General features: G+C 62.5%; 23 protein-coding genes and 3 pseudogenes. 17 read left to right on the plus strand and 9 right to left on the minus strand.

The features are described 5' to 3' along the window. Window positions 1–104: 104 nt before the first annotated feature. Window positions 105–833, plus strand: coding sequence for a methyltransferase domain-containing protein (locus ACFQB0_RS07390; RefSeq protein WP_386729437.1), 729 nt, complete (start codon window positions 105–107; stop codon window positions 831–833). Window positions 834–1,866: 1,033 nt separating this feature from the next. Here ACFQB0_RS07390 and ACFQB0_RS07395 read toward each other — a convergent pair. Both ACFQB0_RS07395 and ACFQB0_RS07400 read right to left on the minus strand, forming a co-directional pair. Continuing rightward, window positions 1,867–2,562, minus strand: a complete 696-nt coding sequence (locus ACFQB0_RS07395) for a response regulator (protein ID WP_386729440.1) — start codon at window positions 2,560–2,562, stop codon at window positions 1,867–1,869. Beyond that, a complete protein-coding gene (locus ACFQB0_RS07400) occupies window positions 2,559–3,845 on the minus strand; it encodes a sensor histidine kinase (RefSeq protein ID WP_386729443.1) in 1,287 nt (428 codons plus the stop codon). Before ACFQB0_RS07400 ends, ACFQB0_RS07395 begins: the two co-directional genes overlap by 4 nt. A gap of 348 nt (window positions 3,846–4,193) precedes the next feature. Here ACFQB0_RS07400 and lanKC point away from each other — a divergent pair, with 348 nt between their 5' ends. Next, window positions 4,194–6,959: a class III lanthionine synthetase LanKC gene (gene lanKC / locus ACFQB0_RS07405; RefSeq protein ID WP_386729446.1), complete on the plus strand. Its 2,766-nt coding sequence runs from the start codon at window positions 4,194–4,196 to the stop codon at window positions 6,957–6,959. Between the two features lie 226 nt (window positions 6,960–7,185). On the opposite strand, the gene ACFQB0_RS07410 is transcribed toward lanKC, so the two are convergent. Then, window positions 7,186–7,428: an ATP-binding protein gene (locus ACFQB0_RS07410; RefSeq protein WP_386729448.1), complete on the minus strand. Its 243-nt coding sequence runs from the start codon at window positions 7,426–7,428 to the stop codon at window positions 7,186–7,188. Between the two features lie 556 nt (window positions 7,429–7,984). Between ACFQB0_RS07410 and ACFQB0_RS07415 the strand changes: the two genes are divergently transcribed. Beyond that, complete coding sequence (locus tag ACFQB0_RS07415) at window positions 7,985–8,107, plus strand: SapB/AmfS family lanthipeptide (protein WP_386729451.1); 123 nt, start codon at window positions 7,985–7,987, stop codon at window positions 8,105–8,107. A 248-nt stretch (window positions 8,108–8,355) separates the two neighbouring features. Here ACFQB0_RS07415 and ACFQB0_RS07420 read toward each other — a convergent pair whose 3' ends face one another. Then, window positions 8,356–8,940: a TetR/AcrR family transcriptional regulator C-terminal domain-containing protein gene (locus tag ACFQB0_RS07420; protein WP_386729454.1), complete on the minus strand. Its 585-nt coding sequence runs from the start codon at window positions 8,938–8,940 to the stop codon at window positions 8,356–8,358. Between the two features lie 198 nt (window positions 8,941–9,138). Here ACFQB0_RS07420 and ACFQB0_RS07425 point away from each other — a divergent pair, with 198 nt between their 5' ends. Beyond that, entirely contained in the window at window positions 9,139–9,828 is a 690-nt protein-coding gene (locus ACFQB0_RS07425) for an NAD(P)-dependent oxidoreductase (protein ID WP_386729457.1), read from the plus strand. A 37-nt stretch (window positions 9,829–9,865) separates the two neighbouring features. Here the strand turns inward: ACFQB0_RS07425 and ACFQB0_RS07430 are convergent. Next, window positions 9,866–10,197 (minus strand): annotated as a pseudogene (locus ACFQB0_RS07430) (transposase); the annotation flags it as partial. A gap of 558 nt (window positions 10,198–10,755) precedes the next feature. Here ACFQB0_RS07430 and ACFQB0_RS07435 point away from each other — a divergent pair. Continuing rightward, window positions 10,756–10,887 carry a hypothetical protein gene (locus tag ACFQB0_RS07435; protein ID WP_386729460.1) on the plus strand — a complete coding sequence of 44 codons (132 nt, stop codon included), beginning with the start codon at window positions 10,756–10,758 and terminating at the stop codon, window positions 10,885–10,887. 1,022 nt (window positions 10,888–11,909) lie between these two features. On the opposite strand, the gene ACFQB0_RS07440 is transcribed toward ACFQB0_RS07435, so the two are convergent. Further along, window positions 11,910–12,833 (minus strand): zinc-binding dehydrogenase, encoded by a 924-nt coding sequence (locus ACFQB0_RS07440; RefSeq protein WP_386729463.1) that lies wholly within the window; start codon window positions 12,831–12,833, stop codon window positions 11,910–11,912. 104 nt (window positions 12,834–12,937) lie between these two features. On the opposite strand from ACFQB0_RS07440, the gene ACFQB0_RS07445 reads away from it, so the two are divergent. Continuing rightward, window positions 12,938–13,345, plus strand: a complete 408-nt coding sequence (locus ACFQB0_RS07445; protein ID WP_386729465.1) for a winged helix-turn-helix transcriptional regulator — start codon at window positions 12,938–12,940, stop codon at window positions 13,343–13,345. Here ACFQB0_RS07445 and ACFQB0_RS07450 read toward each other — a convergent pair. After that, entirely contained in the window at window positions 13,342–13,818 is a 477-nt protein-coding gene (locus ACFQB0_RS07450; RefSeq protein ID WP_386729468.1) for a MerR family transcriptional regulator, read from the minus strand. The two genes, ACFQB0_RS07445 and ACFQB0_RS07450, sit on opposite strands and share 4 nt — an antisense overlap. Before the next feature lie 54 nt (window positions 13,819–13,872). Here ACFQB0_RS07450 and ACFQB0_RS07455 point away from each other — a divergent pair, with 54 nt between their 5' ends. Continuing rightward, window positions 13,873–14,853 (plus strand): SDR family NAD(P)-dependent oxidoreductase, encoded by a 981-nt coding sequence (locus ACFQB0_RS07455; RefSeq protein ID WP_386729471.1) that lies wholly within the window; start codon window positions 13,873–13,875, stop codon window positions 14,851–14,853. Window positions 14,854–14,874: 21 nt separating this feature from the next. Further along, a pseudogene (locus ACFQB0_RS07460) lies at window positions 14,875–15,059 on the plus strand (helix-turn-helix domain-containing protein); the annotation flags it as partial. A 59-nt stretch (window positions 15,060–15,118) separates the two neighbouring features. On the opposite strand, the gene ACFQB0_RS07465 reads toward ACFQB0_RS07460, so the two are convergent. After that, window positions 15,119–15,310, minus strand: coding sequence for a hypothetical protein (locus ACFQB0_RS07465; protein WP_386729474.1), 192 nt, complete (start codon window positions 15,308–15,310; stop codon window positions 15,119–15,121). Between the two features lie 31 nt (window positions 15,311–15,341). On the opposite strand from ACFQB0_RS07465, the gene ACFQB0_RS07470 reads away from it, so the two are divergent. From ACFQB0_RS07470 to ACFQB0_RS07480, 3 genes are all read left to right on the plus strand, one after another. Further along, complete coding sequence (locus tag ACFQB0_RS07470) at window positions 15,342–16,061, plus strand: hypothetical protein (RefSeq protein WP_386729477.1); 720 nt, start codon at window positions 15,342–15,344, stop codon at window positions 16,059–16,061. A 141-nt stretch (window positions 16,062–16,202) separates the two neighbouring features. Continuing rightward, the gene (locus ACFQB0_RS07475; protein ID WP_386729479.1) at window positions 16,203–16,709 is read left to right on the plus strand and encodes a hypothetical protein; all 507 of its coding nucleotides are present in this window, start codon (window positions 16,203–16,205) and stop codon (window positions 16,707–16,709) included. Window positions 16,710–16,845: 136 nt separating this feature from the next. Further along, entirely contained in the window at window positions 16,846–17,136 is a 291-nt protein-coding gene (locus tag ACFQB0_RS07480) for a hypothetical protein (protein WP_386729482.1), read from the plus strand. Window positions 17,137–17,705: 569 nt separating this feature from the next. Here ACFQB0_RS07480 and ACFQB0_RS07485 read toward each other — a convergent pair. Beyond that, entirely contained in the window at window positions 17,706–18,317 is a 612-nt protein-coding gene (locus tag ACFQB0_RS07485; RefSeq protein ID WP_386729485.1) for a TetR-like C-terminal domain-containing protein, read from the minus strand. Window positions 18,318–18,403: 86 nt separating this feature from the next. Between ACFQB0_RS07485 and ACFQB0_RS07490 the strand changes: the two are divergent. The 6 genes and pseudogenes from ACFQB0_RS07490 to ACFQB0_RS07515 form a co-directional block, all read left to right on the plus strand. Next, window positions 18,404–18,847 (plus strand): annotated as a pseudogene (locus ACFQB0_RS07490) (AvrD family protein); the annotation flags it as partial. A gap of 124 nt (window positions 18,848–18,971) precedes the next feature. Next, complete coding sequence (locus ACFQB0_RS07495; RefSeq protein WP_386729715.1) at window positions 18,972–19,112, plus strand: hypothetical protein; 141 nt, start codon at window positions 18,972–18,974, stop codon at window positions 19,110–19,112. Further along, window positions 19,109–19,288: a hypothetical protein gene (locus tag ACFQB0_RS07500; protein ID WP_386729718.1), complete on the plus strand. Its 180-nt coding sequence runs from the start codon at window positions 19,109–19,111 to the stop codon at window positions 19,286–19,288. Before ACFQB0_RS07495 ends, ACFQB0_RS07500 begins: the two co-directional genes overlap by 4 nt. 42 nt (window positions 19,289–19,330) lie before the next feature. Beyond that, a complete protein-coding gene (locus ACFQB0_RS07505) occupies window positions 19,331–19,516 on the plus strand; it encodes a hypothetical protein (protein WP_386729720.1) in 186 nt (61 codons plus the stop codon). Between the two features lie 74 nt (window positions 19,517–19,590). Next, a complete protein-coding gene (locus tag ACFQB0_RS07510; RefSeq protein WP_386729488.1) occupies window positions 19,591–20,031 on the plus strand; it encodes a VOC family protein in 441 nt (146 codons plus the stop codon). Between the two features lie 15 nt (window positions 20,032–20,046). Further along, on the plus strand, window positions 20,047–20,796 hold the full coding sequence (locus tag ACFQB0_RS07515; RefSeq protein WP_386729491.1) for a MerR family transcriptional regulator: 750 nt from the start codon (window positions 20,047–20,049) through the stop codon (window positions 20,794–20,796). Window positions 20,797–21,168 lie beyond the last annotated feature (372 nt).

Here is a 21,168-nt window from a genome sequence, read left to right on the forward strand (position 1 = left end):
GTTCCTTGAGAATGACTATCATTCTTTGTTTTAGGGTAAAACAGCGTGTGCTCGAGTGACGTCGACCCAGGCCTGGGTCGCCCTGTAGAGCCCAAGGGGAAGCCGTGGAAGGCCTGGACCCCTACGCAGCCACAGCCGGCGCCTACGACCTCTACAACGCCCCTTGGCGACCAGCCCAGCTCGCCGCGCTCAAACGACCCCGACCGCTGCTGCGGCCCGAAGTCGGATCGATCCTCGACGTCGGCACCGGCAGCGGTCTGAACCTCGAGTGGGTGCTCACGAACCTTCCAGACGCCGAGGTGCTCGCATCGGAGCCGAGCCAGGCGATGCGCTCGCTCGCACTGTCGAGAGTCGCCGGGCATCCGGAATGGTTTGCCCGAGTCACCCTCCGCGAAGAAGGTTTCTTCGCCACGACCCTTCCGACACGGATCGGCGGGGCGATCCTGCTGGGCGTCATCGGCCACTTCGATCCGGGCGAGCGCGCAGCCGTGCTCGCCGAACTCGCCGCCCGCCTCCCTCTCGGTGGGGCCGCGCTCATCGACCTGCAACCTCCTGGGCGACCGCAGCAGGTCTCGGCAACGGCCGCCACAGTCGCGACGATCGGGGAGACCACCTACCGGACGATCGTCGAGGCATCGCCTGCAGATGCCGAGCGAATGCGCTGGCGGATGACCTACCTCAGCCTCGAGGGCGACCGAATCCTCACCGAGGAGACCGTCGAACACTCCTACCGCCACGCGGCGCCCGAAACCATCGCGGCAGAAGCCCGAGACGTCGGCCTCAACCTCGAGCAGTTGGACGACACCGCCTATTGGCTCCTCACGCGAGCCTGAGCCATCACGATCGACGTCGCGCCGCTGGCCTACCGCCGTACCCTCTGCACTTAATCGGGAGATGGCTTGGGCGAACCACCGCTGACTCGTGAGCAGCGGGCTGCGACCGGGTCAGCCGGAGCAGCGGGCCTGCAATCGTCGCAATTGTCTCCCAGAGTCTTGAGGACGAGCATGACATCGCTGCCAAAGCAACTGCTCACCTGGGCGCCTCGAGGCCGGCGGCCTCTCCATCAGATCCATCAGATTTGAGACGCACCGCCCGCCTGAGCTTCGAGCTCGCGGATGCGGTTCTCGAGCGCAGCGACCTTGTCGTAGAGATCGAGAGTCATCCGCGGGTCGATCGGGATCCCGCTCCCGGGTTCGGACACTCGTCGGCGAAGCCAAGCCTCCAAGCTCTCGTCGTCTCTGCGCGCCCACTGTCTCCGTTGTCGCAATCCCATCGGCCCAGTGTGACAGAACGTCGAAGGTGGAGCCCAATGACCCTGAGGTAGCACCCCGACGAACGACGAACGCCCCGAACCGTCCAGCCCAGCGGTGCCTGGCTGCCCGCGGGCGGCCTCGTGCGGCTGAGCTGCGAGGGCAAAGCAGTCAAGACACCCTCTCGACCCGCCGAGAAGGGGCAGCCCTGCGCCTAACCGGCGCAGCAACGCTCGGCCAGGAAGCACATGCGCTCACGCCTGCCACGCCGTCTTCGCTACCGCAGCGGGATTCGTCATAGCCGCATTTCCCGTGGCCGCGACGTTCCAGCACACGTTGCGCAGAGCACCCGTACACACAGGTACCACCTGAAAAACCTGATCCGCGATCAGCCGGCCGCAGTTGCGGTTGCGTGAAAAGATGAAGCCGCACGCCTACCCTTCGGCGGGCATGAAAACCTCGACCTCAGTCCCAGATGGCGGGATTCCTTTGCTCGCCGATGGCGGCGTCGATCCGCAGTCGTTCTTGCAACACACGTTGCAACACACGCAATGCGATCACCCCGCGCGACCGCGATGTGCACGCAATGGTCCGCTCGGGGTCGACGCAGCACCAGTCATTCACAGCCTCCATTGGAGGCGATGGGGACGTCACGGATGCCAGGCAGGTTCTGCTGGAACGCCCACACGACCGTCTGAAGCCTGTCCCTCATGCCGAGCTTGGTCGTAATCCGGTTCAGATGAGTCTTGACTGTGCCGATTTCCAGGTGGAGTTCATCCGCAATCTCCTGGTTGCTCATCCCTCTGGCGAGAGCTTGAACAATGTCGAGCTCGCGGGAGGTGAGCAGCTCGGGGGAAGGCAGCATATCCAGAGCCTTCGGCTGCTGTCGGCGCGCAAACTCAGTGATGACCCGTCGCGTGACCGAGGGAGACACGAGTCCATCGCCGCGCGCAGCAGCTCGGATCGCCCACGCGAGCGCGTCAGGGTCTGCGTCTTTGAGAAGAAACCCTGCCGCACCGCTTTCCAGCGCGCCGAAGATGTACTCGTCGATGTCGAAGGTAGTGACGATGATGACGGCGATCGGGTCGATCACGGTGGAGACGGCGAGCTCGCGTGTGGCGGTGATGCCGTCACCGCCGGGCATCCGTATGTCCATGAGAACGACGTCAGCGGAGAGTTCTCGTGCCTTCCGAACCGCTTCAACGCCTGACGCCGCCTCGCCGACCACCTCGATGTCCCTCTCGTCGCGAAGAAAGAGCTTGAAACCGCTTCGCACGACGAGCTGATCGTCAGCAATGAGAACGCGAATCATCGCACTACCGTTCCTTCCTGGGTCGGAATGATCGCCTTGTTGCGCCATCCCTCGTTCAGCGTCGAACCAGCTTCGAAGTAGCCTCCGAGTACCTGAACGCGCTCTCGCATTCCCGTGAGACCGAAGCCGCCTTGCGGCAGGTCGGTCGTTGCCACCAGTTCGGAGGGTGGCCGCCCGTTTTCAACCAGGATCTCCACCTGGTCATCGTGATTCTGGATGCGGACAAAGACCTCCGCCCCGGATGCATGCTTGTGGGCGTTCGACAACGACTCCTGCACGATCCGATAGCAGGCGAGCGAAACCGCGGGCGACAACCTGCTTGAATCGCCCTCGACATGCAAATTGACGACGGTACTCAGCCTGCGAGTCGACGCGACAAGCTCGCCGATGTCTTCGATCATCGGCTGAGGCGACAGCTCCTGGTCGTCTCCTTCGCGGAGGATGCCCACGATCTGCCCGAGGCTAATAAGCGTGTCCTGGCTCTGTCGACGGATGTCCCGTAGCAGGGCTCCGACGGTGTCCGGGTCTCTCGGATGGACGTGGAGCGCCGCCCTGCTCTGCACGGCAATGCCAGAAAGGTGATGAGCGGCAACGTCGTGAAGCTCCCGTGCCATCTTGTTACGCTCCTTGGTCACGGCCTCACGTACTCGTGCCTCACTTTCCTTCTGGATGAGCTCGGTGCGCTCGACAGCGAGTTCAGCCCGCCGCCGTTGCAGCGTCACCCATCCCCCGAGGAAGGCGCAGATGGTATACACGACGGCGACCTTGACCACGACAGCGGCCACAGATACGACCCAGAGTGCACTGGTGAGCTCGTGCGCCTGTGCAAGCCACGGCAGCTGAACGACCACGTCTCCCCCCGCGGCAACAAGCAGCGTGGGGATGGCGACCCGTGCATTCGTGTTGGCCGCGAGAAAGAACACTGCGATCCAGAGCGTCGGGCCAGCTGCGAGATCCCGATTCCCCTGCAGGAGGGTCATCGCGATGAACACGAGGTAGACAGCGCCGAACATGACCAATGGATGCCGGCGTCTCCAAAGAAGCGCGACAGCCTGCATGAACAGAAGCGCAATAGCGACAGCGGGGACCCCAGCACCGCCGGATGCCCAGGGCCGCTCGGTCACCTGGCCGATTATGAGGTTGATCAGGTAAAAGACCGAACTCAGGACGATCGAGGCGATGACCAGTAGCCATTCACGCCCCATGTATCCGCGAAACAACGAATGCGCATGGGAGGCGATCGGCTCTCGCGTCATCTCATCTGTCTCGTTGCTGATCGTCATGTCGCACTCCATCAGGCTCGGCCAGCAACGTCACGTCGCCGGAAGACAACTCCTGCCATCAGGACTATCACAACAGACCAGGAGGCGATCGGCATCAGCATCGCCGAGCCTGAACTGAAGCCCGAGATGCTCCGCCCGGTGAGACCCCGCTGGATGCCAGCAGGGTCGAGGCGGGGTTTCACGAGGTCCATCAAAAGATGTAGCCAAGTTCTAACGCGCGATGGACGCCGCATGAGAGTGGGGCACTCCATGATTAATGCCATGAGTCACCTGCGATGTATATCGATCGGTGCCTGAGCTGCACCGCTCCCACCAGGGAAGCACCGCTCAACAGTGAGGAGCCTCCACATGGACTTGCGATACTTGGAATTCGCGCTTGTAGACCAGGAGTTCTACGATCAGCCTTCCGAGCGCACCCCGAACCGGAGACGGTTCAACCTGGCCCTCGACCTCGACTGGTCAGCGTGGGAGACGACGGTGACGGACGGGTGGGTCAGACGGAATCCGCTGAGAGCGACCCTTCCCGACCAAGGTTGGAAGATTCACGCGAGCGCGACCACATCCAACGCGCAAGAACTGCTCACGACGATCTCCACGTACTGCCATGCCCGCAGCATGATCTTCAAGCACGTGCCCTCACATACCGAGATGCTCCAGCGGAACATGAAGTATGTCGACAGAGCCACCAGCGGCAAGTTCGTCACCATTTATCCTCAGGACGAGGACGAGTTGCTCAGCACGCTCGCAGAGCTTGACGCCCTGCTTGACGGAGCCGAAGGCCCCTACATCTTGAGCGACCTGCGGTGGAACGAGGGTCCTCTTTATGTTCGCTATGGCGGGTTCCGCATGCTCTACACGCGGAACGAACACGACATCCAAGTCCCCGCAGTCAGGCATCCGGATGGGCGGCTGGTGCCAGACGAGCGGCTCCCGTCGTTCTCTCCGCCCGCGTGGGTCACCCTCCCGAGCTTTCTGAAAGAGCAGATAGAGAAACTTGGCTCCGGTGCCGCCCCTGAGGGATTTGACTACCAGATCAGCGAGGCCCTGCACTTCTCGAACGGCGGTGGCGTCTATAGGGCCACTCAGATTTCGACCGGGCGCGAAGTGATCCTGAAGGAGGGTCGGCCGCATGCTGGGCTCACCCCCGACGGACGCGACGCCGTCGCGCGATTGGACTCAGAGGCCGCGATTCTGGAGGAACTCCGAGATGAGCCGTCCATCGTGGACCTCATCGACAAGTTCACCCTGTTCGGGCACAGATTCATGGCGTGTGAGTTTATCGACGGAGAGACCCTGAACAAGGAAATGGTTCTCAGGAACCCGATCATCCGTTCCGACAGCAGCCGTGCCGACCGGGACGAGTATCGGAAGTGGGTTCTGTCAATCTGCGATCAGGTGGAAGAGCAACTCCAACGCCTTCATGCCCGAGGAATCGTCTTCGGCGATCTGCATCCGAACAACCTCATGGTCAAGCCGGACGGTCGGGTCACGTTCGTCGACCTCGAGATGTCCCATCACGAGATCGACGACTCACTCATCGCCATCGGGGCACCCGGCTACGTCGCCTCCGACGGCCGCCGTGGCTTCGCAGCAGACAAATACTCGCTGGCCTGCATCAAGCTCTCGCTGTTCATTCCGCTGACGGTGCTGTTCAATCTCGACCCGAGAAAGCTCGACGACCACCTCGCGGCTGCCCAGGCCGAGTACGAACTGTCGGGCGCGTTCATCGAGTCAATCCGGCTCGACATGAATCTTCCCACCGGCGGACGATCGGGTTCCAGCCGGCTCTCGACGAAAACACTGGACTCCATCACTGCCTGGGACACCAGTACGGTCTCGGGCATCCGCCACCTTCAGGAGCTCATAGTTCGCTTCATCGAGAGCAGCGCAGATTTCTCCCGCTACGATCGCTCCTATCCCGGTGACATCCGACAGTTCACGGAGAACGGATTCGGACTGGCGCACGGAGCGGCCGGAGTGGTCCACGCGCTGAGGGTGAGCGGCTTCAACGCCGATCCTCTCGCTCTTCAGTGGATCGCAGATGCTGTCACCGAGTATCGAGGGCAACAGATCGGCTTGTACGACGGAATCGCAGGTGTCGCTTGGCTGTGGAGGGAGCTGGGGATGACCACGTCCGCAGACGAGATCACCGACAAGCTGCTCAACGTCGACTTCGACAACCTCACATCCGACCTCTACAGCGGACTGGCCGGTATCGGGCTCTTCCTTCTTAGCGAGCGAGACCATCTCAGAGACTACGATCGAGTGGACGCCGCACTGGCGGACATCTTCGAGATTCTCGCGAGGCGCTCGCAGGCGTTACCGGACCCGACGGCCAGTGGGCCTCAACCGTCTGTGCCGACTGGTCGCGGAGGCCTGTTCTGGGGACAATCGGGAGTGTCGCTGTTCGCGAGCCGCCTCTACCAGGCAACGTCCGACGAGCGCCACCTTCAACTCGCCCAGTTCACTCTGGACTACGACCTTGCGCACTGTGTCGAAGTCGACGACGGCTCGATTCAGATGAACGAGGGATGGCGCGTGTTGCCATATCTGGCCTCCGGAAGCATCGGGTGCGGCCTCGCCCTGCTGCAGTTCCTCGACGTGGGCGGGCCTCGCGAGTACGTGAACATGCTCGCCACCATCGAGCGTGTGACCATGACGGACTTCGTGGTCGAGCCGAATGTGAGCAACGGCCGTTCCGGCCTTCTCTTGTTCATCGCGGATCTCGAACGGCACGGACTTGCCACCTCGTCCACCTCGACGTCCTTCGACTGGCACCTCAGCCAGTTGAAGCTCCACGCATTGCAGAATAAGGTCGGCATCGCGTTTCCGGGCGAGCAGATGATTCGACTCTCCACCGACGTCAGCACTGGCGCCGCGGGAGTCCTGCTGACCCTCGACGCCGCGCGACGGAGACTAGGCGGCGATGCCTTCAGTCGAGGCGATCTCCTTCCTCTGATCATCAGCGGAAATCTGGCCCCGGTGTCTTCGACGTCTCAGATCAGTGAATCTCAGATCAGTGGAGAGGAGGTGTCATCCTATGGGTTACGTACTCGAGTTGCAGACTCGCCAGAACCCCACCAGCGCAGCAGGACCGTTGAGCTGGGCGAGTAATTGGGGTTGTTACAGCACGGCCAGCGTCTGGACGTGCTGACGGGCTTCGCATGACGAAGGAAGGAGGTGAAGCACCCGAACTCCAGCGTTTCCCGGCCTCGACACAGCTCCGCGGGATGTAGCCGACCTCGTCGACGACGACCATCCCAAGACAGCGAAGCCGGGCGAGTCCTGCGGAAACCTGCCCCGCGCAGCATGCGGCCCGGAATCGGGTGACCCAGTCAATTCAATTGCGGTCGCGAACAACACGCGATGGTCGGCATGAGCGGCGGTCGGCATGAGCGGCTTTGATGCCGAGGCCGATCGCGAGGTGGGTTTTGCCGGTCCCGGACGGAACGAAGAGAACGACGTTCCGGGCACTGGCGAGAAACACGCCGGTGCCGAGGTGGGCGATGGTGTCTCGTTTGAGCGTGGGCCGGAGATCAAAGAGCAAGTCCTCGATCGATCTCTGGGCCGGGCACTGCAGCATGGATCCTCAGTTCGGCACCGGACGCATTGCGGGCTGAGACTTCGCGGGAGAACACGGTGGCGAGGTGTTCCTCGTGCGTTTGGGACGTCTTCCGGGTCTGCTTGGCAGGCCGGGCGGCGGCAACGGCAGCATCCCTGCCCGATCCATAGCGACCAGATCTGCCGAGCGCTCGCCGACTCGTTTCATTGTTCATTGGTCGCGTATTCGCTCACGCCAATCACCGGGTCGCCTGCTGGTTGCAATCAGCTGGTGACTCGAACACGCGGTTCGAGCGGGAGCAACTCGCGCACTTGTTCATCCGGCCGCGTGTTCGCCCAGCCGTTTGTTCGCCTGGCCGACAATGCCCGTGGGTTCGAAAGGGTTCAGCCGCCATTCTGGTCGCGAGAGTGGCGGCAAAAACGGCGACCGGCGAGGCCCCCGTCGACCGATGTCGGCCTCGCCGTCCCAGACCAGGCGACACGGAATCGCCCCAATCGTTCCGAGAGCAGACCCACGCGAATCCCGGTTCCGTGATCGCCATCACATAGTTCTCATAACCGAATGAACGGAGTCCATCATGAGTTACATTCTCAGGCTTCAAACCATCAAGGCAGGTGCCTCCGGCGCGTCTGGCGCCCGCACATTCAGCACCCTGAGCCCTGTCGTCTGTGTCAGCACGGCGAGCGTCGCACTCTGCTGAGTCGGCATGCCAAGGAGGATCATGCGTTACCATCACGACCGCGCGTGACAGTCCCGACTCAGTCACACCGAACGTCAAGTCAGGGACAAGTCAGGGAGCTGTCGTGGGATTGACCGAGCTGTCTCAGCGTGCGCCGCATCGTTCGATACATGGGCATGCCCTGCCCGTACGTCGCGGAGACCGATGGTACTACGAACTCATCGCGAGCGGGCACATCCGTTCAGCAGTCCCTTTTCGTGGCCTGTCCGCTACGTCGTGAGATCGTCAGGTGTGAGCGCGCTAAGAATCAGGTCCAGCCCGAACTCAAATTCCTCACCTGCTTGCGGAACCGAGTTGTTCTTGGCCGATCTCTCGATAGCGACCTCCGCGAGGTAAGGGTACTCGTTCACAGGCAGAGATCTCAGCAGCTCCGCAGCCGCCGATTCTAGGCTGCGGATTTCATCGAGGGGAAGGCTCCGCTCTTGCAAAACACTGCCGTATACATAGCTATCCAAGACTGACAGCACGTGAACCGCCATCGTCGGCGAAAAGCCCGATCGGCGTAGGATTCCGAGCATCGAGTCATGATGACGTAACGTCGCAGGCCCGGGTTTACTCCGTGAATCCAGCATCCCGGTCGCCCAAGGGTGCCGCTGTAGCACCCTTCGGGTCGAGACGGCCAGGCGACGCATGTGCCCACGCCAGCACCCGTCACCACCAGAGAGCTCGATCTCTGCAAAGACAGCATCCACCATTCCGTCAATGAGGTCTGCACGATTCGCTACGTGGTTGTAAAGAGACATCGCCTCCACACCCAAGGACGCAGCAGTCGCACGCATCGTCACGGCCACCATGCCTGACGAGTCAGCGAGTTGGACGGCAGCTGTGACGACACGCGTGCGGTTCAGAGGACTCCGTCCTGGCCCCTGGTTGCCAGAACTTCTGCGGGCGGTCACGTGATCCTCACCTTGCCTCCTTGACGCACGTACAACGTAAGTGTATATTACTTACATTGTAAGTGTAGTGTTGTCGAGCCATAAGGAGCAACGGGTATGCGCAGGGTCGGAATCATTGGAGTGTCAGGAAAGCTTGGCCAGTACATGGCGAGGGAAGCACTGGATCGCGGGTACGAGGTAGTCGGAGTGTGCCGAGAGCAGAGCACCGGTAAGCTCGGCGACCTTGCCGAGGCGATCTCGGTTCTGCCCGGCGACACCAACGATCGACGCCTCATCCGCGAGGCCGTCGCTTCCTGCGACGGAGTGCTCACAGTTCTCGTGCCGTGGGGCACCCGCCACTATGCGTCGGGCACCGCGCAGGCTGTTCTCGACTACGCAAGAGCAGATGCGCGATTGATCTTCTCCTGCGGGTGGCATGTTCCTGGACACGAGAAGGACCACTATCCACGCACGACGCTGCTTGCTCAGTCGGCGATGACGAAGCTGATGCGGGCTATTCGCGTGATGGACATCGATGACCAGGTCGAGGCCGCGCGCTTGATCTACGCGAGCGATACACGTTGGACGGTCGTGCGTGGAAGTACCCTGGAAGAGGGCGAGAGCCAGGGCCTCCCTGTATGGGCAGACTACGTCGGGCACCCCAAGCTGGCTAGCGATAGAACTCGGCGAGTCGACTACGCCCGTTTCATGGTCGAAGCACTCACTGATGACGACCTGGTTCGCAAGACACCCGCGATCGTTGGGCGCCTCACTCAAAGCGCACTTGTCCACGAGAAGTCCGCATAACGGCAATCGAGACCGAATCGGCCACGATCGTCGGCTCGCCGACGAGTCGGACGATCGCATCACGATTCAGGAAGATGCCCACGACGTCGGCGCGGCGGATCTCCCGGTTCAATCGCTCGTTCGGATTGTTCGACCAGACCTGTCGCCAGATCGACTTCGGAAACACAGTGGACGCAAGAATCTCCTCCCTCGCGTCCGAGAGGGCTCGAACGATCTCGGGAGCTTGTGCTCGAGAGTGTCGAGGACCCGGCCGAACTGGGCGTGGACGGACTCGGCGTCGGGTTGGTCGGAGACGGTGCCCAGCAGGGTCTTCACCCATGGCCACGAACTCTTCGGCGTCACGCTCATGAGGTTGGCGGCGTAGCGGGTTCACGGCGGCGTTGCCGGCTCCGCCGTCGCCGCTGCGATGGCCGCCTACGACAAAGCCTGGCACACCACCGCATACGTGACCACGTCAACTGAACTCAGAACCAGGATGGCACTCCAAACGAAGATCACCTCATGCTTCCGATCCGTGGGTTGGCGGGTGCCTGGGGGCCCACCACGCTCTGTGAGGGTTCGTGCCCGAAGGATGCGCTTCTCTCGATAGCGACCTCCGCGAGGTAAGGGTACTCGTTCACAGGCAGAGATCTCAGCAGCTCCGCAGCCGCCGATTCTAGGCTGCGGATTTCATCGAGGGGAAGGCTCCGCTCTTGCAAAACACTGCCGTATACATAGCTATCCAAGACTGACAGCACGTGAACCGCCATCGTCGGCGAAAAGCCCGGGCCCTTTTCCGGAGCCCGCTTGCCTCGGACTCCTCCCGTGGAGGGGAGAGCCTGGACCAGGTGAGAGCGAGGCAAGGGACGATCAAGAACAGCCCCAGCCCCCGCACTCCTGAACGAGCGCACAGGGCCACGACCAGCACCAGCATTCGTCGAATGGCTGATGGGACTTCATCCCGGCTGGGTCACCGATCCGATCCACGAGCTGACTTCGAACGAGCAACTGGCCACCCTCGGCAACGGTGCCATGCCCTTGCAAGCATTGCTCGCACTGCGTGGCCTCGGTGAAGCTTGATAGGACCGTCGCTAAAGACCGGTCACAGCCTGTCATCAGTGGCACCCGGAGCGGCTGACCTCCTCCAACGACCGTTCACGACTCAACAACGTTCTGGACTCACGAGCATTGCGCGTTCTGGGCATGATGATGATAGATGCCCAAGCCTTCGCCTCGGCCTGCGATCCTTGACACATTACAATGTGGCACCTATTGTAAAGACAATTTCTTAGCCTCCGGGAGCTGGCCCAGGTGGTCAAGTGAGTTCAAGTGAGGTTGCAACCGGCGGGCGCATCCGGACATCCCCATATGAGCTGACCGGCTTCCGGACAGCCAAGGGAACCTCTTTCCCAATAGGCAGAAGGCGAGAACGCTATGAAGCAAAGCACTCTTGCCGCTCTCGGCACCGCAGCAGTGCCCCCGACGCTTGCCCTCGAGCCAGGTCGCCGGAGGAGTGACGAGCCCAAGGCGGCGAACAGGTGCGCCACTTGCCGCGTAGGCCAACGCGACGCGGGCACCCGCCGAATGAGCGAGAACGTCGAGCACATCAACGCCAAGCTGTCGTCTAGCAGACTCGAGGTCCTCGTGCTGGCTCCACCACGGCTGCGGCATTCCGCCGGTGGCGGGTGTGCCACGAAAGTGCACAACAGCGACCGTGCGCCCTGCTTCCCAGTCCGCAACGTCACCAAGATACTTCGGATCGCGCACACCTCCACCAGGAAGCAACAGGATCGGGTCTCCGCCATTGCCGACGAGTTCCACGTGTACGGGGAGATCGCTCAAGTCATCCTCCTTGGCATCACGGGTATTCATTCACATGTCTCATGCTCGGTGTTCGGCCTGGCCGCGAGAGAGTGTGGAAGGAATGAGTTCTCATTCTCAATGATTGGCTCAGTCCACAACAAACGACCGCTCACGAGATGGTCTGCGACTGTCCAGCGAGAATCGGTGTGGGCTGATCCAGGACAGGTCCAGGGTGCGGGCGCTGGCATCTTTTTGTCTGATCGGGCGGGTTGCAGCGGCGGCGTTCCCAAGCGTGCTGGTCAGGAGTGGTTCCTTTCGGGTTGGTCGGTGTTTTCGTTGGTCAGGATGATTTTGCCGCGGGTTCCCCCGTTGTCGAGTTGTGTGACTGCTTGGGCGGTTTCGGTCAGTGGCCAGCAGTGGCTGATATCGACGCTCAACGCACCGGTTGCTGCCAGGCCGAGCAGGGTGTCCAGGTCGCGGGTATCGCGGGAGTTGTCGGCTGCGTAGGAGAAGTAGGTGCGAACCGTTACGCCCTCGTGGCCGATGAAGTCGTAGATCGACAGCGGTGTGGGCCCGCTGGTCGACCCGAACCACACGAGATCGGCACCAGGACGAAGGGTTTGGAGCGTGTCGGCGAGGATGGTTCCCCCGATGCCGTCGAGGGCCGCATCGTATGGGCCCGCACCATCCAGGTCCGCGACGACGGCGTAGGCGCCGCTGAGCTCATCCTCGGTGCGGGTGAATGCTGTCACCCTGGCGCCGCTGAGTGCGGCCAGCTGCATCTGGAACCGGCCGACTCCACCCGAGGCGCCTGTCACGAGCACCTCGCGGCCGAGCAGGCTGCCCAGCAGGCGCACCGTGCGCAACGCGGTCAGGCCGGCCATCGGCAGAGCCGCGGCCTGGGCGTCGCTGACTGTCTCGGGGATGACCGCCAGACGGGACGCTTTCACCACGACCAGCTCAGACCAGGCGCCCTGTTCGGCCAGCCCCACGACCCGAGAACCCTCTGCCGGCCCAGACCCGTCCGCCGCCGCCGCGACCACCACACCGGCTACGTCCTGGCCCGGAGCCCAGCCGGGGTCGCGCATCCCGATCAGGGCGAGCTCGCCTCGATTCACCGAGCTTGCCTTCAGCGCGATCAGGGCCTCCCCCGGTGCGGGAACCGGCGGCGGCACCTCAACGATCGCCACACTCTTCTGTGCGGTCACGTGGACACTCAGCATCAAAACCTCCTGGGATCGTATGTGCTTGTGTCAACCCTGCCTCTATCGCGTCCGGAAGGTAAGTAGGTACCCAAAGGTGCGTTAGAGGGGTCTACTATTGCGGTATGCCGACCAGGACCGTTGCTCAACACCGTGACGAGGAACGACGCGAGTTCGAGAGCTTCCTCGCCCAGTGCCCCTCCAGAGACCTGCTGGGCACATTGGGAAGCAAATGGGTCACGCTCGTGCTCGCCGCCTTGGGACACGGCGCCTTGCGCTACAACGAGATCCTGCGACGCATCGCCGGCATCAGCCCCAAGATGCTGACCCAGACCCTCCGCACGATCGAGCGAGACGGGCTCGCCACCCGCACCGTGACGCCGACGGTCCCGGTCACCGTGGAGTACCGGCTCACACCCCTCGGCAACGACCTGCTCGCCATCATCCTCGACCTCAAGACATGGGCAGAAACCCACGTCCGCATCATCCAAACGGCCCGGCAGGCCTACGACCACCCACCCCGAAACGCTTAGGCGCTGCTGGCCAGGACCTTGTTGACGGCGGTCTTGGTGCCTGCAGGGGAGGATTGCGTCGTCGGGTCCCAGAGACCTTCAGTCGTGCCCTCTCGGACGTGGTCCGCGTAGACGCCGACTTTCCACTCGATGACCGTTCGACATTCTTCAAGGGCGCGGATCTGAGCGTCGACGCGGTTTCGGTGCTCGTCGAGGATCCGCAATCGGTGTTCTTCGTTGCCGGGGCCTTCTCGGACGAGAGAAGCAAATCGCTTGAGTTCCGCGAGGGGCATTCCGGATTCGCGGAGCTTGACGCAGATCAGTAACCAGTCGACGTCGATTTGCGCGTAGATCCGGCGACCTCCGGTGGAGCGCCGCAGGGGGCCGACCAGCAACTGCTGCCGTTCGTAGTAGCGCAAAGCATGCACGCTCAGCCCGGTGAGATCCGCGACCTCACCGATCGAGAACGCGTCGCTCGTCGTTGATGGTGGCACTACATCACCCCTGTCACTTGATCTAGAGTCCGCTCTAGATCCTACATTCATAGTATGACCCGCACACAGCAGACGCCGACCTCCACTGGATTCTCCGCCTCATCTACCGCCGCCGACGTTCTCGTCGGCAGAAGTCTCGACGGCATGACGGCCCTCGTCACGGGCGGCTACTCAGGTCTCGGCTTGGAGACCACCCGAGCCTTCGCGAAGGCGGGCGCGCGGGTGATCGTCCCCGCTCGTCGGCCGCACCTGGCCCGTGAGCGCCTCGACCGTGTTCCCGAGGTATCGGTGGTCTCCATGGATCTCGCCGACCTCGACAGCGTCCGCCGGGCGAGCGAGCAGCTCCTCACGGACGTTGACAAACTGGACATCGTCATCGCCGCTGCGGGCGTGATGGCCTCACCCGAGCGGAGGATCGGACCCGGATGGGAGAGCCAGTTCGCGATCAACCATCTTGGGCACTTCGCCCTCGTCAACCTGCTGTTCCCGTTGTTGGCGAACGCCGACGCTGCGAGAGTCGTGACCTATTCTTCCGCCGGTCACCACCTGTCCGACATCCGGTGGGACGACATACATTTCGCGACTGGCTACGACAAGTGGCTGGCATACGGGCAGGCGAAGACCGCGAACGTGCTCTTCGCCGTTCACCTCGACTCCATCGGACAATCGGATGGCGTGCGGACGTTCTCCCTGCACCCTGGTGCGATCATCACTGATCTCCAGCGCGACATGACGACCGCCGAGCAGATCGAGCGCGGATGGATCGACGAGAACGGCAACGTCGTCGGCTCGGGATTCAAGACCGCAGCCCAGGGCGCGGCCACGGGAGTATGGGCAGCGACCTCGCCGGATCTGGACGAGCGAGGCGGCCTCTACTGCGAGAACTGCAACATCGCTCGGATCGCACCAATCGGCGGAACAATGGATGACGGCGGGGTTCGCCAGTACGCACTCGACGCGCCCAGCGCTTCTCGCTTATGGCATGAATCAGCGCGCATGACCCAGATCGACGCCTTTGGGGCCCCGTCTCGGTGACCACGTCAATGCCCCCTCACTATCGAAGGGCGCAGACGCCTCGTTGGGCGATGCCGCACCCGCCCTATCGCGCACGTCGCCGCCGAGATGGGCGTCTCCCGCGCAACCGCGTCGAAGTGGGTAACCGCTACAAGCAATTGGGCGAACCCGGCCTCCTCGGCCGCTCATCAACACCGATCCGTCAACCGACCGCGACGAACGGTGAATACGACCGCTGACCCCTGTCGTCGATGATGCGCCTGCGGACGATCCGGACTCGCAGAACTCAGCGTCCTGCAACGGCATCCGCGCGGCGGGGCATCCCGAAGAACTCTTCCTGGACCATGTTCTGAACATCCGTGTCCTCGGCGATCTCGCCCTCGATACCGACGCGTGCTCGTGCCCGAGTCAGGTACCGCGAACAGAACCCGCGGACCTGGTCTGCCGTAAGGGCCGAGACGAACGATGGAGCGGACACGAGGCTGCCGATTGTCCCGACGGCAACTGCCGTGACCGTACTGGCAGCGATCGTGGCGTTGCTTGCCGGGTTGACTGCCGTCGCCGTCGCTTCCGGCACGAACGCCCTAGTCGTAGGCGGGATGCTCGTATTCGCCCTGCTCGTCGGCGTCCAAGGGGTGCGCACTGACTGTGGCTGGAACGCGACGACCCGTCTCGTCAACGACTCGCACGAGCATCCTTACCTTGTCCTTTTCGGTCACGCGTTCGGGATCCTGCTCGGCTCGACCGTGACAGCAGCGCTGTTGTGGGGTATCGCATACCTTGTGCCATCGCTCCCATCCACCGTGTTGTCCGTGCCGCTCCTCGTCATCGGTGCTTTCCGGCTCGCGCGCCCCACCTCATTGCTCCCGGGTGGGTGGAAGGTCCGCCGATCGTGGGAACGATGGGGGTCCGTCCCATTCATTACCACTTTCGGCGTGTTCCTTGGTGCTGGTTTCGTGACAACTGTTGCATCACCGATGTTTCTCGTTATTTGTGCGTGGGCGTTCGTCTCGGGGAGCTTCACCGGCGTGCTCGTCGTTCTCGCCGCCTTCGCTTCCGGGCGAATCTTGACTGCCATGCTGAGCGCGATCGGTGATGCGTCAAGCGGATCAAATCTTGGCCGCACTGCCGACGCTGTACAAGATCGGATTCAGAACGCCGGGTACTTCGAAGGATTGATCGCAATCGCGCTGGGGATCGCGCTCTTCCCATTTGCCGGAATGTCATAACGTCCGGATGAAATGGTGAGGTACCTAGCTCGGACGAGGCCTGGAGCCCGCTGGATCGCTGCTGTCAGCGCAGCAGCGATCTGCTTCAGTGTCACGTCATGCGCTGCCACACCATTACCGAGCGGCGAGGAGGAGCCCACCATGGACATGGGCGAACACATGGTGCTTGAGCCAACGTGCGTGAGCGCCACGAACCTACCTCTCCCTCCAGAACAGACTGCCGCGCTCTCCGAGTACGGAATATGGTCGCCACCATGGGCCGATCCTCCAGCCGCATCAGATCTCGGCCGAAATATCGAAGTCCCGCCCGCGCTCGAAGATCAGGTACTGATCTGGAAGAACGCCCTCCTCGTCCGAGAAGGCGTAACAGGTACCGTGTCAGTGGTCTCTCCCCCGCACGCGAAACTCATCATCACCACCGAGAAAGAATGGTCAACAGAACTCACCGCCGATGTCGTCAAACGACGGGAAACCAGAACTGTACACGTTCGCTCTTGCGAGAATGCGCCGGGAAGTTATCCGGGCGTCATCGTAATGGACTCACCCGCCTGCGTTGTCCTGAGCATCAAGGTCGACGGGCACACGGAGCAACGACTCCAGGTGCCCTACTTCGGAGCTCAATGCACAGAGGACCTCGGTCGAGGATGACTGCACTCTGGCTATGTCAAGCTGATCTTCAGGACAGGCAATGTCAACTCACCGGAGCAAGATTCGCTCTAGAAAGGGGATGCAATGGACCTAGGCTCCTGCTTTAACGGGCAGTAACCGCAACGCGAGGGAGCGCATGATGGCCACAGATGACCGATACTCGGTCGCACCGGTCCTTATCGGGGCGGGTGCGATCGCGCAGAGCATCGGATACGCGATCCTGTTGCTGGCGGCCCTCGCAGCGCTCGGCCTCGACCGCACTGGATACCCCGTTGTCAGTGGGCTGGGCCACCCAGCATGGATCGTGATCGGAGCCCTGCTGGGCATCATCGGCGGGATCGTTTCCGGATACGGGTACTTCCTCGTCATGCGTCTCCTCGTACAGCTCCGTTCCAGCAGAACTGTCGCACCAGCCGACGCTGGATAGCTTGCTCGGGCCGGCTGAGGGGTCGATACTTCGCAGCCGGGTACAGGACGGTTGCCTGCGGCGTACGGGCAGAGCCCTCGCTCTCGGAGCCGCTTGGGTGCGTCGGCACCGCCGACCACCCGGGGGGGGGTGGCTTCGTGATGTCGATGGGGCGGCTCGGGTCCCTCATCGGAGTTCCGCGGATGCTATCGTGCTCGCAGTCATGGCACTGGAGGAGCAGGTCAGCGACGCAGATGAACTGTCGCGATCCTGGCTTTCCGGGATCGAGCTGCGGGCGGGCCGATTTCTCTGGCAAGCTTGCCCAAGCTACGGCGTTCGTGGCGCGAGTTGGCGACATCCGCACTGTGCTTCATGTCTCAACCGACGGCGATATCGCGAGACCACCTGCGGAACCTGGAATCGAGGGCAATACCGACTCGTGGTCCGTCTACGCGCACGCCGAACGGCGCAGCCGCTCCACCTCCACCACCTCGACAGGTCCTGAATCAGGCTGCCATAGTCAGCGCTCCAGATGAGGCCTGCGGGGAGGGCACCTGCTTCAGTTGCGATCGGCCGTGACCTGCAGTCGTTTAGGCCCCGATCTTCTCCACCGCGACCGCCGACCGGAGATAATCCAGCACAACTTGTGCGGTTTGCCGGGCGAGCCGGTCATCGACGGCAACTGCCAGAGGCAGCAAAGTTCGAGCCAGGATGGGCCCAACAAGCAAGTCACACGCAATGTCGATATCGACTCTCCGGTCAGCCAACTCCCCACGTTCAACTGCTGCCGCTATCACCTTCGCGACGTTCGCACGACGCGGGCCGATGAACTCGTCACGGTACCTCTCGCGCACCGTCAAGTCCGTGCGAACCGATTCGAGAAGTCCAGGCAAATTGTTTCGAAGAAGCGGGGAAGCGAACATGGCGATATCCTCGCGCTGAAGCTTCAAAAGATCACCGTACAATGAGCCAGTGTTGACCGGCGTGCCGGTTCCAAAGCGGGCCTCAATGACCTCAAAGGCGAGATGCGCGACGTTGGAGTACCGGCGGTAGAACGTCGGCCTTGTCGTGCCAACCTCCATGACGAGCCCGTCAACGGTGAGCCCAGAGAAGCCTTCGGTGGCCATAATGCGCTCGGCGGCCTGGATCAGGGCTTCCTTGATGCCCGGGACAAGCGGGCGTCCTACTTGATTATTCGTCACCACGTAATTCTATCAACGACCGCTGCGCACACTACCTGACTGCAGAAACGCTTCAAAATATACAGATAGATCTGTAACGTAGTATTATGATCCCCTTTACCCGCGGGGTTCCGATCGAGGAGGCCCTCGGCCCGGCGAACGACCGCTACTTTGCTGCGGGCTACCGCAGGGTGTCGTACCTAGTGGGATCCCCTGACTGCAGGGGGCCAGGGCACCTCTTCGAAGCTATCGCCGCGGTTCGGTATCCGCGAGACTGGTCGACCAACCCCGACGGTAGCGCCCGCGTGGCACATCTGAGTTCTGTCGATGCGATCGTCCTGCCTCTGCTGCTCCTCGAACAATCGGAGCCGACCGGCTCTCCGGAGGGACTAAGAAGCCGCTGGGTTCAGGCCGTTGACTTGAGATCCGGCAGCGAGCCTTGGCTTGAACTTGACCGGGTGCCAGTCGTCGCCGAGATCGATGACGACGAACACACGCTCGTGATTGCCGCGGTGGTAGGAAACATCCGAGCTCGCCTGACCCTCACGCAAAGTGCGGCTGGCAGCCCGCAAGGAGGAACGTCAAACTTGACGCCGTCCACAGGCCGCACCGTGTATGGCGGGCGCTATAGGAGTACGGCGTCACGGACGCTGCTCGGCGCCTTCGATGGCCATCGTGGTCGCACACTCCGAGGCGGCCCCGGACGGGACCGCCCGCGGCCTGATCGGCCCCGAGCTGCTGGCCCTGAGACCGACCCGGGAAGTGATCCTGCTCGGCCGGGTCTCCGGCACCCTCACGGTGGGGCATCCGGGATGAGCACGCCACGACAGTCCGGGGCGCTCGGGGACGAACTGGCCAACCTCGGCATCGGCATCCTCATCACCACCGCGGTCCTCGCCGTTCTGCTCCGCGGGGCCGGCTCCGTCACCGCGTGGGTGACCGGCACCGGCCAGCCGCCAGCGGCGTCGAGGCCGGCCTGGGCGTGCTCCTGAACCCCGGCGACCCCGCCGCCGCGCTGGACGCGCCGGGGCTGAATGAAGTGGCATACTGAACTCGTCTGGGAACTGTCGGCCCTGCACCTGCACTGGCTCTGCGCCTACGACCCCGAACAGAACGGCAGCGCCCCCTTGGGATGGCACCGCGACTTCGCCGACACCCGCCAACGCCTCCGCGACTGGGTCGCCGCATCCGGCACCCGCATGGGCTTGACTCTGCCGTAACGCCAACTGAAAGGGTTGAAGACATGACAGAGAAGACAGGACCGGAAATCGACCGGTCAATCTATGCAATGCCCATGTTCGTCAACCTTGTGGCCCAAGACCTGGCGGTCGCGGAACGCGTGTACGCCGCTGCCGGCTTCGTGACTCTCGCGACCATTCCTGGACCAGACGGCGCTCCCTCGCTCGTGCATCTGCGCCGTGAAAAGTATCAGGATGTCCTCCTGACTCCGGGCGCGGCAGTCCCCGGGTCTACGTCGTCGTCATTCGCGGCCGGAGATGTGGACCTCGCCGAGGTCGCCGAGCAACTTCGTACCGTGGGAGCTGATGTGGACGGACCCTACGACACTCCGTGGTTTACGACAGATGTTGCGTTCACCGACGGCGATGGCAACAAGATCGTCCTGACCGCCGCCAGGGTTGCGGACCAGGCGCAGGCTCAGGAATGGGTCGGCAGCCAGATCACTGGCGATTTCGAGGTTCCCGACGGAGCCTCGTTCGACGCCGACCGACCGTAACCGCAGGAGGGCAACATGCAGGAGTGGGCGATCAGAGATGTCGCGCGCGCGACCGGGCTCACAAGCCGAACACTTCGCCACTACGAGCAGATCGGGCTTCTGCATCCGTCGCGTGTCGCGAGCAATGGGTACAGGTTCTATGGCGAAGCGGAGCTTTCCCGGCTCTACAGAATCCTCTCCCTTCGCGCATTGGAACTGCCTCTCGCAACTATCCAAATCGCACTCGATGATGACGGGTCACTTGAGGACGCGATCCGGTCACATCTATCGCTGCTAGAGGAGCGACGGGACAGGACCATTCAGCAGATCACCCTCGTGCAGCAAACCCTTCACGCGGTGCAGAAATGCCAGGAAATAACCATCAAAGAAGTATTTGCTGGCGTCGACCAGTCTCAGTACGAGAGTGAAGTCCGACAGCGTTGGGGAGACGAGGCGTGGGAGCGCAGCACCCGGCGTCGGGAGGGCATGGATGAGTCTCAGCGAAACGCAGATGATGCGAAGAGCCTTGACGTGAATGCTGCGCTTCGCACCGCGGCAGAATCGGGGATCACCCCGGACTCCGACTCGTTCCAGGCACTGGTCGCTGATCACTACGCCTGGGTCACAGACTATTGGGGTGGGAGAAGGCCCGACCGCGATGCCTACATCGGGTTGTCTGAGCTGTACGTCATTGACGCTCGATTCGCTGCTGCCTACGGCGGGCAAGCGAATGCCGAGATCATCCATGCAGCCATGCAGACCTGGATTGAAGCAAACCTAAGCTGAACCTGAGGTCTTCACGCAGCAGCTCAGCTCTCGAGCAGATGGCGAGACTAAGGGCCACCCCTGGGCCCACGCTCTGGCTCTCCCGGAAGGGGAGCCGGAGCACCGTCATGCACGCGATTTGGTGCACCTCATAGACACCTTTTGGTGCACTTCACGGGCAACTCGGCCGAACGGGATTGGTTCACTTCAGCAGCGGGCGGATCGAGCAGATCGGGCAAGTGGACCAGCCAGTGACCACGCCCAGAAACGACGAAGCCCTGGTGAAAGTTGCCTCTCACCAGGGCTTTTTGTCGGGATGACAGGATTTGAACCTGCGACCCCTTGACCCCCAGGTGCCAGGATCGGACCTCTTACCGCTCTTGACCAGGTATT

The sequence above is a fragment of the Luethyella okanaganae genome, from assembly GCF_042660285.1.
GTDB classification, from domain to species: domain Bacteria; phylum Actinomycetota; class Actinomycetes; order Actinomycetales; family Microbacteriaceae; genus Luethyella; species Luethyella okanaganae.

Coding starts and splice junctions, on each gene's coding strand:
- ACFQB0_RS07395 (WP_386729440.1), bottom strand. CDS start 2,562: ATGATTCGCGTTCTCATTGCTGACGATCAGCTCGTCGTGCGAAGCGGT.
- ACFQB0_RS07400 (WP_386729443.1), bottom strand. CDS start 3,845: ATGACGATCAGCAACGAGACAGATGAGATGACGCGAGAGCCGATCGCC.
- lanKC (WP_386729446.1), top strand. CDS start 4,194: ATGGACTTGCGATACTTGGAATTCGCGCTTGTAGACCAGGAGTTCTAC.
- ACFQB0_RS07410 (WP_386729448.1), bottom strand. CDS start 7,428: ATGCTGCAGTGCCCGGCCCAGAGATCGATCGAGGACTTGCTCTTTGAT.
- ACFQB0_RS07415 (WP_386729451.1), top strand. CDS start 7,985: ATGAGTTACATTCTCAGGCTTCAAACCATCAAGGCAGGTGCCTCCGGC.
- ACFQB0_RS07420 (WP_386729454.1), bottom strand. CDS start 8,940: ATGGTGGCCGTGACGATGCGTGCGACTGCTGCGTCCTTGGGTGTGGAG.
- ACFQB0_RS07425 (WP_386729457.1), top strand. CDS start 9,139: ATGCGCAGGGTCGGAATCATTGGAGTGTCAGGAAAGCTTGGCCAGTAC.
- ACFQB0_RS07435 (WP_386729460.1), top strand. CDS start 10,756: ATGGGACTTCATCCCGGCTGGGTCACCGATCCGATCCACGAGCTGACT.
- ACFQB0_RS07440 (WP_386729463.1), bottom strand. CDS start 12,833: ATGCTGAGTGTCCACGTGACCGCACAGAAGAGTGTGGCGATCGTTGAG.
- ACFQB0_RS07445 (WP_386729465.1), top strand. CDS start 12,938: ATGCCGACCAGGACCGTTGCTCAACACCGTGACGAGGAACGACGCGAG.
- ACFQB0_RS07455 (WP_386729471.1), top strand. CDS start 13,873: ATGACCCGCACACAGCAGACGCCGACCTCCACTGGATTCTCCGCCTCA.
- ACFQB0_RS07475 (WP_386729479.1), top strand. CDS start 16,203: ATGGACATGGGCGAACACATGGTGCTTGAGCCAACGTGCGTGAGCGCC.
- ACFQB0_RS07480 (WP_386729482.1), top strand. CDS start 16,846: ATGATGGCCACAGATGACCGATACTCGGTCGCACCGGTCCTTATCGGG.
- ACFQB0_RS07500 (WP_386729718.1), top strand. CDS start 19,109: ATGAGCACGCCACGACAGTCCGGGGCGCTCGGGGACGAACTGGCCAAC.
- ACFQB0_RS07505 (WP_386729720.1), top strand. CDS start 19,331: ATGAAGTGGCATACTGAACTCGTCTGGGAACTGTCGGCCCTGCACCTG.
- ACFQB0_RS07510 (WP_386729488.1), top strand. CDS start 19,591: ATGTTCGTCAACCTTGTGGCCCAAGACCTGGCGGTCGCGGAACGCGTG.
- ACFQB0_RS07515 (WP_386729491.1), top strand. CDS start 20,047: ATGCAGGAGTGGGCGATCAGAGATGTCGCGCGCGCGACCGGGCTCACA.